Raw genomic sequence first — 14,867 nt, 5'->3', positions numbered from 1 at the left:
CGCCTAATCCCCCTGTTCGTCATAGCCCAATAAATGCAGCGCTTGAGCCTTGTAGCCCTGCTGCTGTGCATAATGAATCAGCGCTTCTTCCCGGCCGTGGGTAACGAAAATCTCATTGGGGTTTACGTCTGACAGGGTTTGAATCAGTTCTGGCCAATCGGCATGATCCGAAATTATCAAAGGCAATTCCACGCCTTGCTGTTTAGCCCGGGCTCTGATTTGCATCCAGCCTGAGGCCATGCCAATCAAGACATTGGCAAAACGCCGGCTCCAACGGTCACGCAGGGCGCTCGGAGGGCAAAGCACTATTTTGCCGGCTGACTCGTCTTTGGTGAGCTCAATCGCTGAGCGTAACTCCCCCAGATCGATGCCGCATTGCTGATAGAATTCACAGGTCTTCTGCAGGCTGCCATGGATATAGATGGGCTCAAGGTAACCCATTAGCCTTAAGGTTCTGAGCACGCGTTGGCATTTTCCCAGAACATACACACCCACCAGATGACAGCGATGAGGGAACAGGCGCAGGGAGCGCAGCAATTTCTGGAGCTCGTCCTCAATGGGGGGATGGTTAAACACCGGCAGCGCAAACGTGGCTTCCGTGATAGAGACATCGCAGTGTTCCACTAAAAAGGGATCACAGGTCGGATCAGGGCGGCGTTTATAATCCCCGGAAAAAATAACCTTGCTGCCTTGATAATCCATTACAAGCTGAGCGCTGCCAAGGATATGGCCGGCGGGTAAGAGGTACAGGTCAATGGCGTTCACTGAAAGCGGTTGTTGATACGCCAGAGGATGCCAATGACGGGCTCCTTCCTCGCCAAAACGACGCTGCATCAGTTGCAGCGTGACCGTGTGCGCAAAGACCTCGCCATGCCCGGCGCAGGCATGATCGCCATGCGCATGGGTAATGACCGCAGCAGGCACCGCGGTTACCGGATCAATGTAGAATTCTCCCGGTTCACAATAAAGCCCCGCTTCTTTAACAACCAGCCAGGGTGTCGAATGGTTCATGAGCGGATTTTTGAAAGGGGTGTTTGTAAAGTATAGGCCAGGGACAGTAGCGCATCCCTTATCCACAAATTCTGTGGATAAGTCTGTGTATACGCTGTAAAAGTCATTGGTCTGCCCGTGTTGGGCCCAGTGACCATGGATTTTACAAGGGCTTTATTAAATGGTGTTTTTGCTATTTAAAATAAAAGTCAGGTATGAGTTGAGCAGTGAGTGCCTTGCCTGACGAGGAATTCAGTGGAGCACGCAGTGCCTGCGCGGGCGGATATCCGTCAGGGCTATTGCCGGCGGATTGCTCATTCAATGGCATCCTGCTTACGGATAGTGAGTAGCGCAAGGGTGCATAAAGCCGCGCTTAGGATTAAATAGTAACTCGGGGCAATGACATGGCCTGAGCGTTGAATTAAATAAGTGGCAATCAGTGGTGTGACACCACCGAAACAGGCAAAGGCCAGATTGTAGGCGATGGCAATGCCAGTGTAACGTACTGACGTTGGGAATAATTCAACCAGAAAACTGGGATAAACCATAATGCAACTGCTTAATAAAGCCAGGATAAACAGGGCAGTGAGGAGTGCTGCCGTGGTTTGGTAAGCAAGCAGGATAAACAGGGAATAACCGCAGAGCATAAATCCGACGCTGCCAATTAAAAGCACCGGTTTGCGCCCGACACGATCAGCCAGCCAGCAGGTAAAAATCAGAAGCAGGGAATAAAACAGCAAATTAAGGGTAGTGAACCCGCTGGCCTGGTGTTTGGAGTAAGCCAATATACTTGATAAGTAAGTGGGCATGTAGAGAAAAATCAGATTAATCATAACCGCCCCAAGGGCTGTTAAGGCAATGCCTTGCAGTATCTGGGGCCAATAGCCGGTAATTGCTTCCACCAGAGGAATGCGGGCCTTTTTTTCATGGTGCTGAAAGGCGATGAACAAGGGGCTTTCCGTCATTTGCCGACGAATATAAAAACTGAAAACGCCGAGGATGCCGCCGAGGAGAAAAGGAATACGCCAACCAAAAGTCTGGAGTTGCTGCTCATTCAGCAGGTGATTTAACACCAAACTGATGCAGGCGCCTAAAAAAATGCCAAAATTGAGGAAAGAAAAAATAATGCCGCAGGCTAAGGCGCGATGTCCGGGATTCACATGTTCACAGGTAAACGTCAATGCACCGGGAATTTCTCCGCCAATGGATAACCCCTGCAACAGGCGCATGGCAATCAGCAGGATACTGGCTAAAAGGCCCATTTGCTGATAGGTCGGCAGCAGACCAATTAAAAAGGTGGGGACAGCCATCAGCATTACTGAAAAAATAAAGGTTTTCTTGCGTCCGTATTTGTCGCCAAAATGACTGAACGCAATGCCGCCCAAGGGCCGAACCACATACCCGATGGCAAAGATGGCGTATACACTCATTAAGGAAGCGAGTTGATCGGTTTCCGGGAAAAAGGTCCGGCTGATGATGGGGGCAAAAATAACGTAAATGATGAAGTCATAAAATTCAAGGGCGCCGCCCAGGGAAGCCAGCAGGATGATTTTTTTTTCCTGGGAGGAAAGGGTGAATGCTGTCATAAGACCTTGTCCTTAAGGTAAGGCGTGAAATAACACCGTTATCGTGTTTAGGATCAACGGGCACGCACTGTGAAAACGATTTATACTATAACAACAAGAATGATAATCATGGTGTTAAGGATTCGTTGTGCCTCATTATGTTGATATTTCGCCTAAAATCAAGGCTTGGACCCGTTTTGTCGCTTTTGATGAGGGAGCTAAGGCCCAGGTTAATAACCTGGCCTCGCTGGACATTGTTCACAAACACGTTGCCATTATGCCAGATGTCCATCTTGGTAAAGGGGCGACAGTGGGGTCGGTTATTCCAACAAAAAATGCCATTATCCCCTCTGCCGTCGGAGTGGACATTGGTTGTGGCATGATGGCCGTGCGTACCACCCTGGCTGCTCATCACTTGCCGGATGATTTGTCCAGGCTTCGTCATGCCATTGAAAAAGCCATTCCCGTTGGATTTGGCAAATGGGCCGATAACACGCTTCCCGACATTGCCCTTAAGACATGGCAGACTAAACTCCGAAAAGAGTATCAGATGATTCTGAACCGCCATCCTGCCTTAGGGTTCAATCGAAAAACAGGACGACGCCAGATCAATGATGTCAATCACCTGGGTACCTTGGGCGGGGGCAACCATTTCATTGAAATCTGCCTGGATGACGCTCAGCAGGTCTGGTTGATGCTGCACAGCGGTTCACGCGGCGTGGGTAATTGCATCGGCACGTATTTTATTGAACTGGCCAAAACGGAGATGGGTCGCCTGCTCGGTACCCTGCCCGATGAGGATTTGGCGTATCTGTCGGAGGGCACGCAGCATTTTGAGGATTATTTTATTGCGGTTAACTGGGCACAGGCCTATGCCCGGTGTAATCGCGACATCATGATGCAAATCCTGACGCAGGTGTTGACAGCCCAGTTACAAAAGCCGATTGCCACGGATTTGTATGCGGTCAATTGCCACCATAACTACGTGTCAAAGGAAAGGCATTTTAACGAAAACCTCTACATTACCCGCAAAGGAGCGGTGTCGGCCAAAAAAGATGAACTCGGCATTATCCCAGGCAGCATGGGAGCCAAATCATTTATCGTCAGGGACTTGGCAATGAGGAAAGCTATTGCAGTTGCAGTCATGGGGCGGGCAGGGTAATGTCGCGAAACCAGGCTAGAAAGCAAATCAATCTGGCAGAGCACCGACGCGCCACGCAGGATGTGGAATGCCGCAAAGACAAGGCGGTGCTGGATGAAAGCCCGCGTGCGTATAAAAACATTGACGATGTCATGAAGTCACAGCAGGATCTGGTGGAAATCCTCTTTACGCTTAAACAAATTCTGTGTGTCAAAGGTTAATTCATCATTGACAACCCCGTTATTCCATATCATTTTTTTAGCCTGACGTTTTAAGGATTAATTCGGCGTACATAAAAAGGAAAGTGATGATTAATTTATCAGTTAAAGTCAATGAGAATAAGGTCATTGAGATACGGATTGACTACCTTCGTACTCAGGGTATTTTTTTTGAAGAGAATGCGGACACGCTCAATCTCGATGGCATAAACGCAACCAACGGTCCTGGTCAATTGATTGAAGAGGTAACCACGCCGTTAGCGTATGGCTTTTGCTCCATGAATGGCCAGGCGTTAGTCAAAAACCAAATCCAGGTCAAGATGCTGAACGGCACACTTCATTACAGCCTGCTCAATCAGGCAGGCGAACGCATTGACGGGGTGCTGACGAAGGACAGGTTAGAGACGATGTTCCGTGATGAGCACGCGCTGATGCCATCTCACCTGAGCGAGCTGTTGCCCCTGAAACCGTATTTTCCCCGTTTAATGAATTACATGGCGGTGACGCATCTTGGCGGTTTTTATTTTTTTAAGGCATTGCCTTGCCTGACAGGGAATCAAATCAGCAAGAAGTCCTTGCCCGACAGGGAATTCCTGGCACGCCCGCTCTCGTATGATCGAAAAAACAAGGCGAAGGAACAGCCCTACACCTGCTCCACCGTTGTTTATGAAATCCCTTTCAACAACGACACGGCCGCCCTGCGTCTGATTGCCTTTTTTGAGGCTTACGTCAAAACCCGTGTTCATGTGGTCAGGGATTACTCGGTGGAGGAGCGTTTAAAAGGCAAGCACCCGACCTTGGCGCCCAATCAGATGTTTGGCGATGCCACTGCTCAGGCATTTCAAAAACCGGCGCGAACCCTGCACCCCTTCGTTGAGGCGGTGCTTGCGATCATGAATCCGTTACCCCATTATGCAACCCTCTTTAACGATTTACAGGCGGTGTATCGCTATGCCAATGATTGGGCTTTTGTTTGTGAAGACGAAGAGAGGCTTAAGAAAAAGGATTTGATCAGCGATTTGGTGTATAACGAGACGGCGGTTAATCTGGCCCTGAAATTCAAAAGCCCCGCGTTTTTATACGATGAAAACCTGCCCCTTGAGGTGAGGCAATCGCGATTCGACGCGATGATCATCGCCTACGAGCAGGCGGGACTTCTCAATGAACTTCTATTCCTTGTAGAAGGCTGCAATCAGGTGGCGGCCCGTCAGTTACTCAAAGAACACGACGCGGCAGAGGGCGATTTTCATCAGGGATCTTCCTGTAGCGAAGCTGTTTCTGAACAAGCCATGAACCTGGGATTGCATTTTAATGCCCAATACCTCAAGGAGCAGGTCGCTAAATACCGTGCCGGCATGCAAAACCGGCCTGACCACAAAAACACTCTCCCGAAACGGGCGATATTGAGCGAACGGGATAAACAATCCATTGCCAGCTTAAGTGCCTTAGGCCTTCATGCCTCCGCTTTAAAAGCACGGACTGAGGAAAAATCAGAGCCCTCCGCAAGCCTTCCTTTGTCCTTTGAAGAGACGAAAGGCTGCTGCAAGCTCTTGTAAGAAAGGAGAAAGAATGCCTGAACACACAGAGGCTTGCCTTATTGATAGGATTGCCGCCCACAAGGAAGACGCGTACATCGTTTTTGAAGACGCTGATTTCATTGCCTTCCTGGATCATCGCCCCTTATTCCCCGGTCACACCCTGCTTGCGCCAAAGCGCCATTTCCGCACCCTGTATGAGCTGCCGTCAGCCCTTGTCGCGCCCATGTTTTTATTAACGCAACAACTCGGTCGGGCGGTGGAAAAAGCCATGGGGGCGGCTGGAAGCTTTATTGCCATGAACAATACCATCAGTCAGAGCATCCCCCATCTGCACGTGCACATTGTGCCGCGCAACAAACAGGATGGACTGAAAGGATTTTTCTGGCCCCGCACCCAGTATGACCAGGCGGCGCATGCCCTTGCCGTTCGCGATAAAATCAGGCATTGCCTGTCTTTCGACGCATGAGTTGGCTTAGGTAGATGCCCGCAATCAGCGCGGCGCCAAGCAGAAAAGGCAGATACAGCGAAACAACGAGCAGGGAGCCGGCGATTAAGGCAGTCATCGCTGACGCCATGCCATTGATGCTGGTTAAAAGCCCCATTGCTTCCCCCTGATGGGTCTCGGTATGGGCTTGTGATATTGCGCTGGAATAGGCGGGGTTTAAAATCGCAAAAGCAAAAATAATGCAGAGATTGGCAATGAAAAAGACAGTAAGATTGCTGTAACTCAAGCAAAGGCTTACAAATCCTGAAAATAAAACCAGGATAGCCAGGGTTTTGGCCAGTTTAAGGCTCATGTGCTGATAGAGGATTTTTTGAGCACTGGCTAAAAAAAGGATATACAGCAACGCCATGACCGAAAAGAAAATCCCAATGGTATAACTTGAAAAGGAAAAGGTAAGGATGGCAAAGGGCAACACGGCGATATAATAAAGAGCCCACACGACCTGCATTAAAAAAAATTCAATGTAAAGGGCGTTCAGATAATCCCTCCAGTGAGTTTTGGCTCTTACAACACGGTGTTGAATGGCTTTGACAGGGAGTGCCGGCAGGAATGACAGATTAATGAATGTTAACAGCAAAATCAGAAAAAAGGGTGAGGTATAGTAATAAAGAGGTACTTGCGCTTTAAAGTTCACCAGAGTCCCGCAGAGTAGGGGGCCAAGGCAAAGACCGAGGGCATTGATTATTTCAGCCAAACGAAACAGATTGTGTCTGGGGTAATTCGTGTGCATCAGCAGGGAAAGAATCACCGCACGCCTGCCCGACATCAGCCCATCCAGGGCGCGACTTGTAAAAAAAAGCCAGTAATTGACATAGATTAAGCTGACTATGGATAACAGGCAGGCCAACAGCGACCCGGAAAGACAGTACCACAAGGTTTTCTTTTCACCGCTGTGATCAGACACGATTCCCCATAGCATACCACCAAGAATAGCGCCAATACCGTAAATGCCCACCGCAAAGCTGTAGGCGTTTAAACGGAGGGAAAGGCTTTCACCGGGTAACAGGCCAGGCTGTTTGAGAAAAAGCGGACCTACCAGAGGGGGTATAATGCTGGCGCTTAAGCTGATAAGAAAAAGCATGGCATAAGCCAGATAAAACGTCCTGTAAGTTGCTTTCGGCATCGCCGCCCATCCAGTCAATTATAAGCCCATAATAAAAATACCAGCCTGATTGGCCAGTTTTAAGGTTTCCTCTTTATTAATCAGTATGGACCAACCCGCTTCCAATGCAATTCCGGCCAAATTGGCTTCCACCACATGCCGTACTGTGGTCTCGCCAATGACGGGCAAATCAATGCGAGTATCCTGCATGGCTTTTTTAACTTTCACCAACACCCCTTCTTTATGCGGTGACTTAAATTCACGGCAACGCTTGATGAGATTATCCGTTCCCTCCACGGCCTCAACGCCAAGGACATAGCGGTTTTCAATGACTAAGGCTTGACCAATGTCCATTTCGCCTATTTTTTTAGCGATACTAACGCCGAGCTTTGCATCCTCCAGGCATTTAAGCGTTGGTTGCGCGGTAGTTAAAATTCCCATCGGTGTCATCGCTTCGGCAAGGATGTCCTGAACGCCGACCACATGAAAACCCTGCGCTTCGAGAAAACGGACAAGACCGGCAAAATAACTGTTGTCGCCCAAACTGGCGCTGTCACCCCGTGCGGTTAAATCATTCTGCAGGCGCATGGCGCCGTAATTTTCAAAAAGCAGGTTATGGTCAATTTTGCCGGCGAAAACAAGGTTTAAAAAACCCGCTGCCTTGACCTGTTGAATGGTTTCTCCAAGATTGGCTAAGGTGACGACATGGTGGGCCGCAGGTAATTTGAATTGCTTTTCCCCTGAAGCCCTGATAATGAGCACGTCGATGTGCTTTTTTTGACAGGCATTCACAATTTCAACGGGTAAATCCCCTTCGCCTGCAACCAAGACCAGCTGTCGTAATTCAGACATGTTCAATCCCTCACCTGTGTTTGTTTGTAATGATTGGCACTGCCCTCTAATCCAAAGAGAATGCCTGCGAAAGGATGGATAGGCCTGCGGCATCCTGACGGTTAGCCAACCAGGAAAGCAGGGCGCGGCGATGGCGTGCGATGTCATAAATCCTGGTGATGGTCTTTTTTTTCACATCGTCAAACTCCTGTTTGATGGTTTTAATGTCGTCATCAGTCAGGGGTTTTCTGTCAATTGACTGAATAATCCGCCGCATGGTACCAAAGCGAAGCGAATCAAAATAAAAACAGTGATTATTCTGGTAAATGGTTTCTTTAAAGGTCAGGCGCTTAAATTCCTGACCAATGGAAACCGGTATGAAAGGCGTTTGTGTATTCTGTTTGCAATGCACAAAGGAGATGGCGTTTAAAAGGAAAAATTCCCTGGAAAGACTCGTAACCTCTTTGTTGAGAATAGAACAATTAATAAGCGGCAGGCCCATTCCAATGTAATTTAGAAAAATAATATCAAAAATGCGATCAATGTAGGTTTCGGCTTCGGACTCGTGGCGGTTTTTAAAGGCGTCGGCAATGAATTTAAAATCAAATCCCACCCACGGTGTTTTCATGCTGTTATCCAGGTACCAGACCAGATAAAAATAGCCTTCCCAGGGGGATTGATAGTATTTTTCTGCGATGGAGTCTTGAAGTTGCCGGATTTCCTTCGTTAACGACACGGTGATCACCGGGTGTACTTTCGGCCTTAAACAAATGCCCATTCCATTGCTGTTTATCTCCTTAAGAATAAGTAATTCCATGGATTGCATGGTTAGCCTCCAAACCCAGGGAATTTAATTATAGAACAAATGGGGCAAAAATTAACCAAAGCAGGGAAAATAGTAAAAAAGGGGGTAATTGCTTGAAATGTGCTTGAAAGGGACAAACCCGCGCGAGCCATCAGGCCGTGGCGTGTTCTCCACGGCCGTTGTGCAACGCATTATAGATGCAAGGATTCATTGTCATCCTCGTGCTCATCCAGATCCTCATCTTTTGGCAAATTGACTGGAGTTGCTTCCTTGATGTGCAGAAGGGTTTTAATGCTCGTTTGTGCCTCTTTCAATAATGTCTTAAATTTTTTTCTCATTTCTTCAGCATTGTCCTTGGGCGACAGCTTATCCAGGTGGTGTTCGACTTCGTGCACGAAGTCAGACCAGATTGCCTTAATGGTTGCCTTTCCATGGGAAGCATGGGTTTGGCGCGTCTCTGGCATGGCCGTTTTTAATTTACGGGGGGTGTCAGTTTCCTTTGCCTGGCCTTGCGGCAGGGTATTGACAGGATGGGTATGGGTACCAATGACCCGCGAATAATCCCCCCTGGTCTGGGTGTTACCACGATTTGAAAGGGGAGAGTAGTGAGGTGAAGCCGGTTGGGTTTCCCGTGCCGATTGAGGTTGAGACCGGCCCAAGCTGGTGTAATGGCTATTCTGATCCGTAGACGGTTGCGGGTTCTGGCTTGGACGGCGATTTGGCTGGGTAGTCGCGCCGGTCAAGCGCTCCTGAGGAATCATGCGGCTGTAGGGCGTTTCGCCATCATTGCCTTCAATCGCTGGCGCGTTGACCGGAATGGAGGTCTTTGCATAGTGAGACGACGGGTCTTGGCTTGCCACCGGGTGTTGTGGCGGTAAATTCTGCTGATTAAGCGGGCTCGCTATGGCTTCTCTCGACAACAGGTTGTTGTAGTGTGTTTGCCCGTCATCCTCGAGTACGGTGGGCGGGGCCGTTTGAACCGTCTGGATCCTGCCATAATGATGCACGCCAATCGGCTGGGTCATTGTCCTTGCTCCCTGGGTCATGCTGCGGTGTTCATCCGTGGGTGGCGTCGTCGTTTTTTGAGCAAGATCCCGTTCAAGTTGACGAATATTTCCCTGAATCATGGGTTGGATGGGGTTGTTGACGTCAATGCGATTGAGGCGTTTTAATCCGAGGAGAAAGTCTTGGGCCGAAGTGTTTTTTTTATTTAAAATCATGTACTCATAATAGGTTTCGACGAAGCGGTTGTTGCATTCGTTAAAAAGGGCCATCTCCTGCCCCCGCGCTTTTTGTAAATCGGCGCCATCGGGACAAAAAGTCAGCCATGGTTCGTAACATTGGATGAAAAACTCTACTTCCTGCTTCAGGTGTTTATCCGGGTTTTGTTCAAGGTACGCTATGACATTGTTTAACAATTGTTTCAATGCTGTGCCGTTGTCTGAAAATTTTCCCATGCGGTCAGCAAAAAATTCCTGAACAGGCTGGGTTGTCCCCGGCTTTAGTGACAGCGCGGCAAGCTCTCCCGGCAGTTTACTCAGCATCTGCGCCAAAATACTCATCATGGCTGTTTTTCTGGCGTAATAATCCGTAATCAGGCTGGTCTGGCCCCCGGTTTTTATAACGTCGTTATCAATGATACGAAGAGGGACTTTGTTGCGGTTCGAATAGACACCGTTCTGTTCACCCTCAGCCAGTATTGAGGTCAAACCGTAGTCGCTGATTTTAGGCACAATGCCAAGGACGTTGCCAACGCTGTCGCGTTCCGTTCGGATTAAAAAATTCCTTGCGGCGCTGTCCTGGTGGAGCATGGACATTTGATGGAGGGTGTCCTGGCCTTTAACCAGACCGCAGGCAATCTGGGCTAAAAAGACAGCGGGATTGCTTTTTAACGCCAGGGCCACACCAACACCGGGAAAATCATGCGACTCAAGAGGATGAAAGGTGTCAGCAATCAGGGAATACAGGTTGGATGAAAACTGGGTCAGATGACCGTCTTTGAAGTCAAGGTAAGATTCATATTCCGAAAGGATACCGACCAATTGGCCGTCGATTTCCAGAGGAAAGGTTCTATTAATGGCACTTAAGTCCGTTTGCCCTGATTCACTGTGTTTGGCAATTAGTCTGGCTGCCGCCTCTTCATGCTCATCGGGCTCCAGGAGAAGTTTGATGGCAACCAGTCCCTGGCTGTCACACAGGCTCAGGTACGCCGGATTTGAACCGGTATACTGATAAAGCGCCACTTCACCAAATGCGCCCCCACCGAGATGCCTGACTTTGTGGAATCCATTCGCTGAGAGGTCAATAGTTGTCGCGGCTTGCTCTGGTAACTCAATTTCCTCTTTGGAATTGGCATTATTCAAGGTGTCCAGCGGTGGCATGATGAATTACTCCTCAAATCTTTCGTATAGTATAACGCAACTGACTATTATATGAACAATATATTTTTAATTTTCTCATTATTCCGGTTATCATAGGCTTATACTTAATGAAAGCAATGAACAGGAACAACAATGGCTAAAGGAAAACACGGCGGGGATAAGGGGTTTTTTATGTGGAAAGATTGGGACAGCGTGCTGAATGCCGACCATTTTGAGGTGGCTTTTAATGACAAGGATTTTACTCTGAAAAGGCTTGTGAAGCTGCAGGATCTTGCCGGCGGCAAGAGTGAGGACGTGGATCAATTGCTGATTCACCTGATTGGCTTTTTACGCTTGACGGATCCTGGCAATGTCAGCATTAATGACAATGACAGGGCCAGTGCAGAGGCCTTATTTGTTAATCTCGATAATGCGTTGACCCAGGTCAAAGCGTCCAGCGGCGACCAGAAATTCGAACAATCGGCTGTCCGTTATGCGGAAGAGACGATTCGTCTGCGCATGGACTTACTCAAACAACAGGCCACGGAATCGTTGCCCCTTATCTGGTATAATGCTGCTCACAAGGGCCATAAGAATACCTTCGGATAGCACCTAAAGCTATTTCGAGCGAAAGCACAGTTAATTAACTGATTCTAATTAATTTGATCCCGCTCAAATTATAAAGAACCGTGCTTTTCTCGTCGGTCACTTCAATGTATTCGCTGCCTTTACCATCAATAATGCTGACAGAATTGCCTGCGGCATTCAAATGATGGGTTGTGCCGTCATTCTCCACAAGCCAGATGGATTTATTGCCGGCTCTCAATTCATCAAGGCGTTTCGATAATTCGCTCACGATAAGTCCTGCCACTGCACATCCTTACTTTAATAATAGCTTCTCATAGTACAATCTGAGCAAAGATAATCAGTTTATTGCAAAAAACGGCATTCAATCCGCGGCATTCTTGCCTTGATGCACGTTACTCTTGTTCAATTGGCTTTTCATGGCTAATATGGAACCTTCGGTATGACTCATCCTGCGGCGGAGTCATAGTATAGGGAAATACGGGCACCATGTTAAAGATTCTGATATTCATCGCTTGTCTGCTTCTAAGTGCCTGTATGGTGGGGCCAGATTACAAGGAGCCTGCAAAAAATGTGGCCCCTTACTGGCTGCAGAAAAACCCGGCCGTGAAAGTGGCGCCAATCAATAATGCGGATTGGTGGAAGGTGTTTCGCGATCCAACCCTGACGCACTTGATTCACTGCGGTTACCACAATAATCTTTCATTGCAGATTGCCGGCGTGCGTGTGCTTCAGGCCCGTGCCAAACTGGCGCAATCAGTCGGTGAGCTCTACCCCCAGCAACAGGCATTGAATGGCAACTATACCCATGTTCGTACCGGGGGAGGGGAGCTGCAGGGGATTTTGCCTGACAAGTTCGATACAGCCTCCGTCGGCCTTTCTGCCAGTTGGGAAATTGATTTTTGGGGCAAATACCGCCGCGCCATTCGCGCCAATGATGCCGCCTTTCTGGCATCACTGGCAGCCTATGACAATGCCCTGGTTTCGTTAACGGCCGACATTGCCAATGCCTATATTTCGATCCGTACCCTGCAGCAGCAGATTAAGACAACCCAAATCAATATCCACCTGCAGAAGGTCAGCCTTGACATTGCCACGTCACGCTATCGTGGGGGGCAAACCAGTTTACTCGATGTTCAACAGGCAGAAACTGAATTGGCTGAAACGCAGTCGTCGCTGCCGGATCTGGTATCCCAGCTGCAACGACAGAAAGACGCGCTGGCCGTTCTGCTGGGTTTGGTTCCTACTCAAGTCGACGACTTGCTTAAAAAAGGCAGCGGCATCCCGCGTGCCAACGCGTCGGTGGCGATTGGCATTCCTAAAGAAGCATTGGCACGCCGCCCTGACATTTACCAGGCAAGAATGGAGGCGGTAGCCCAATCCGAATCCATTGGTGCGGTGAAGGCCAATCTTTACCCTGCGCTGACCTTAAGCGGTTCATTTTCCTACACCGCGAACAGCATTGGTCAAGCCTCCATCAGCAACCTGTTTGATCCAGCCAATCGTTCGGTGATTGCTGGTCCTTCGGTGGTTTGGCCGTTATTAAATTATGGACAGATTACCAATGCGGTGCGCGAGCAGGATGCGGTGTTTCAGCAAAGTTTGTTGAATTACCTGAATTTGGTGCTTAAGGCGCAGCAGGAAGTGCAGGACAATATCACCCAGTACATTGAAGCACGAAAAACCACCGCCTTGTTGGGTTCCGCGAATACCTCGGCCACAAAAACCACCCGCCTTGCCCTCATCCGTTATCGCGAGGGAGAAGCAAATTACACCGCCGTATTGAATGCAGAACAGCAACAATTGCGTATACAGAAATCATTGATCAATGCGGAAGGCGAGATTGCCAAATCGCTGGTGGCGCTTTATCGCTCCTTAGGCGGCGGTTGGCAGATCCGACGGGGCAATGATATCGTCCCGGAAACGATAAAACAGGAAATGGCTGCACGAACCAATTGGGGCAGTTTGCTCAAACAACCAAACCATGAGCGCCCAACCACGACCGAGCAGCAAATTAAACAGCTTTACCTACCAAACTGGTGATGGGTTATGATGACAGCCGAGAATAAATCATTGATTTTAAAAATTGCAGCGGGTGGAATAGTCCTTATATTGCTTTACTGGTTTATTCATCACTATTCTCAAAGCGCACCGCCCGCGCCGCCTGCACCGGCGGTGATCGTAAGTCATCCCACTCGCATGGAAATGACCGATTACATCACGCAAACCGGAAATACCATTGCTTACAATTCTGTCAATTTGGTCGCCCGGGTGGAAGGTTATCTGGACGCGATTCAATTCGTTGATGGTTCCTTCGTTAAAAAGGGCCAGGAACTGTTTATCATCGAGCCTGAACCTTATCTCCAAAAACTGCATGAAGCTGAAGATACCCTCGCTGCCCAAAAAGCCGCTTATGCCTATGACCAGGCAGAATATGCCCGCCAGCAGCAGATGTACAAAGAGAATGCGACCTCGTTAAAAAACGTGGAAAAATGGTCTGCCAAGCGGGACGAATCCAGGGCGGAGGTGGCCAAAGCTGAAGCCAACGTTAAAATTGCACAGATTAATTACAGTTATACCCATGTTCAGGCTCCCTTCGATGGACGCATTGGCCGGCATCTGGTGGACGTTGGCAATCTTGTGGGTCATGGGCAGGCAACCGAGTTGGCCAATATTGAACAGATTAATCCCATCTATGTTTATTTCAATTTAAATGAATTGGATTTAATCAAATTGCGGGAAGCGGCACGGGCGCGTGGCTTTAAACCCAATGAACTGCATAAAATTCCTGTGTACGTCGGGATGCAGAATGAAAGTGATTTTCCACATCAGGGCAAGCTGGATTTCGTTAACACCGGTTTGAACGCATCCACTGGAAGCATGGAGTTCCGTGCGTTGCTCGACAATAAAGATTATCCTCTTTTGCCCGGGCTTTTTGTCCAGGTTCGCATCCCCATAAGCAAACCCTCCTCCCGGCTTGCTATTCCCGATACCGCCATTCAATACGACCAGATCGGTGCGTATGTCTTGACGGTGGATAAAAACGACACCGTGGCATTAAAACGGGTGAGTACAGGAACCCTTGATCAAGGCATGAGAGCAATTACCAAAGGTCTCGATATTGACGACCGGGTGGTGGTAAACGGCATTCAGAATGCCGTGCCCTCGCACAAGGTTACTCCAAAAAAAGAAAATGAATAAAGCCAATTGGGAAAGGATGCCATTGA

At 48.7% G+C, this 14,867-nt stretch carries 12 protein-coding genes and 1 pseudogene; 6 read left to right on the top strand and 7 right to left on the bottom strand.

Annotation, left to right across the window (positions count from 1 at the left end; all coding sequences use genetic code 11):
- Window positions 1–3: 3 nt before the first annotated feature.
- Together GH742_RS09490 and GH742_RS09485 are read right to left on the bottom strand one after the other, a co-directional pair.
- Window positions 4–1,011 carry a ligase-associated DNA damage response exonuclease gene (locus GH742_RS09490; RefSeq protein WP_203454737.1) on the bottom strand — a complete coding sequence of 336 codons (1,008 nt, stop codon included), beginning with the start codon at window positions 1,009–1,011 and terminating at the stop codon, window positions 4–6.
- A 293-nt stretch (window positions 1,012–1,304) separates the two neighbouring features.
- A complete protein-coding gene (locus GH742_RS09485; protein ID WP_203454735.1) occupies window positions 1,305–2,576 on the bottom strand; it encodes an MFS transporter in 1,272 nt (423 codons plus the stop codon).
- Between the two features lie 256 nt (window positions 2,577–2,832).
- On the opposite strand from GH742_RS09485, the pseudogene GH742_RS09480 reads away from it, so the two are divergent.
- The 3 genes and pseudogenes from GH742_RS09480 to GH742_RS09470 all read left to right on the top strand — a co-directional run bounded on the left by GH742_RS09480 (window position 2,833) and on the right by GH742_RS09470 (window position 5,918).
- A pseudogene (locus tag GH742_RS09480) lies at window positions 2,833–3,917 on the top strand (RtcB family protein).
- An 86-nt stretch (window positions 3,918–4,003) separates the two neighbouring features.
- Entirely contained in the window at window positions 4,004–5,470 is a 1,467-nt protein-coding gene (locus GH742_RS09475) for a hypothetical protein (RefSeq protein ID WP_203454733.1), read from the top strand.
- 13 nt (window positions 5,471–5,483) lie between these two features.
- Window positions 5,484–5,918 carry an HIT family protein gene (locus tag GH742_RS09470; protein ID WP_203454731.1) on the top strand — a complete coding sequence of 145 codons (435 nt, stop codon included), beginning with the start codon at window positions 5,484–5,486 and terminating at the stop codon, window positions 5,916–5,918.
- Here the strand turns inward: GH742_RS09470 and GH742_RS09465 are convergent.
- From GH742_RS09465 to GH742_RS09450, 4 genes are all read right to left on the bottom strand, one after another.
- Window positions 5,890–7,080, bottom strand: a complete 1,191-nt coding sequence (locus tag GH742_RS09465; protein ID WP_203454729.1) for an MFS transporter — start codon at window positions 7,078–7,080, stop codon at window positions 5,890–5,892. The two genes, GH742_RS09470 and GH742_RS09465, sit on opposite strands and share 29 nt — an antisense overlap.
- Before the next feature lie 18 nt (window positions 7,081–7,098).
- Entirely contained in the window at window positions 7,099–7,911 is an 813-nt protein-coding gene (locus GH742_RS09460; RefSeq protein WP_203454727.1) for an LpxI family protein, read from the bottom strand.
- Window positions 7,912–7,957: 46 nt separating this feature from the next.
- Window positions 7,958–8,716 (bottom strand): hypothetical protein, encoded by a 759-nt coding sequence (locus GH742_RS09455; protein WP_203454726.1) that lies wholly within the window; start codon window positions 8,714–8,716, stop codon window positions 7,958–7,960.
- Between the two features lie 170 nt (window positions 8,717–8,886).
- Window positions 8,887–11,076: a protein kinase gene (locus tag GH742_RS09450; protein ID WP_203454724.1), complete on the bottom strand. Its 2,190-nt coding sequence runs from the start codon at window positions 11,074–11,076 to the stop codon at window positions 8,887–8,889.
- A 132-nt stretch (window positions 11,077–11,208) separates the two neighbouring features.
- Between GH742_RS09450 and GH742_RS09445 the strand changes: the two genes are divergently transcribed.
- The gene (locus GH742_RS09445; RefSeq protein ID WP_203454722.1) at window positions 11,209–11,664 is read left to right on the top strand and encodes a hypothetical protein; all 456 of its coding nucleotides are present in this window, start codon (window positions 11,209–11,211) and stop codon (window positions 11,662–11,664) included.
- Window positions 11,665–11,698: 34 nt separating this feature from the next.
- Here GH742_RS09445 and GH742_RS09440 read toward each other — a convergent pair whose 3' ends face one another.
- Window positions 11,699–11,911, bottom strand: coding sequence for a hypothetical protein (locus GH742_RS09440; protein ID WP_203454721.1), 213 nt, complete (start codon window positions 11,909–11,911; stop codon window positions 11,699–11,701).
- Between the two features lie 218 nt (window positions 11,912–12,129).
- Between GH742_RS09440 and GH742_RS09435 the strand changes: the two genes are divergently transcribed.
- Window positions 12,130–13,683, top strand: coding sequence for an efflux transporter outer membrane subunit (locus tag GH742_RS09435; RefSeq protein WP_203454720.1), 1,554 nt, complete (start codon window positions 12,130–12,132; stop codon window positions 13,681–13,683).
- A gap of 9 nt (window positions 13,684–13,692) precedes the next feature.
- A complete protein-coding gene (locus GH742_RS09430; RefSeq protein ID WP_203456906.1) occupies window positions 13,693–14,841 on the top strand; it encodes an efflux RND transporter periplasmic adaptor subunit in 1,149 nt (382 codons plus the stop codon).
- The last annotated feature ends 26 nt before the right edge of the window (window positions 14,842–14,867 follow it).

Origin of the sequence: Legionella sp. MW5194, assembly GCF_016864235.1 — a bacterium.
In the GTDB taxonomy this organism is placed as follows: domain Bacteria; phylum Pseudomonadota; class Gammaproteobacteria; order Legionellales; family Legionellaceae; genus Legionella_C.
This window is presented reverse-complemented; position numbering and strand designations above follow the sequence as displayed.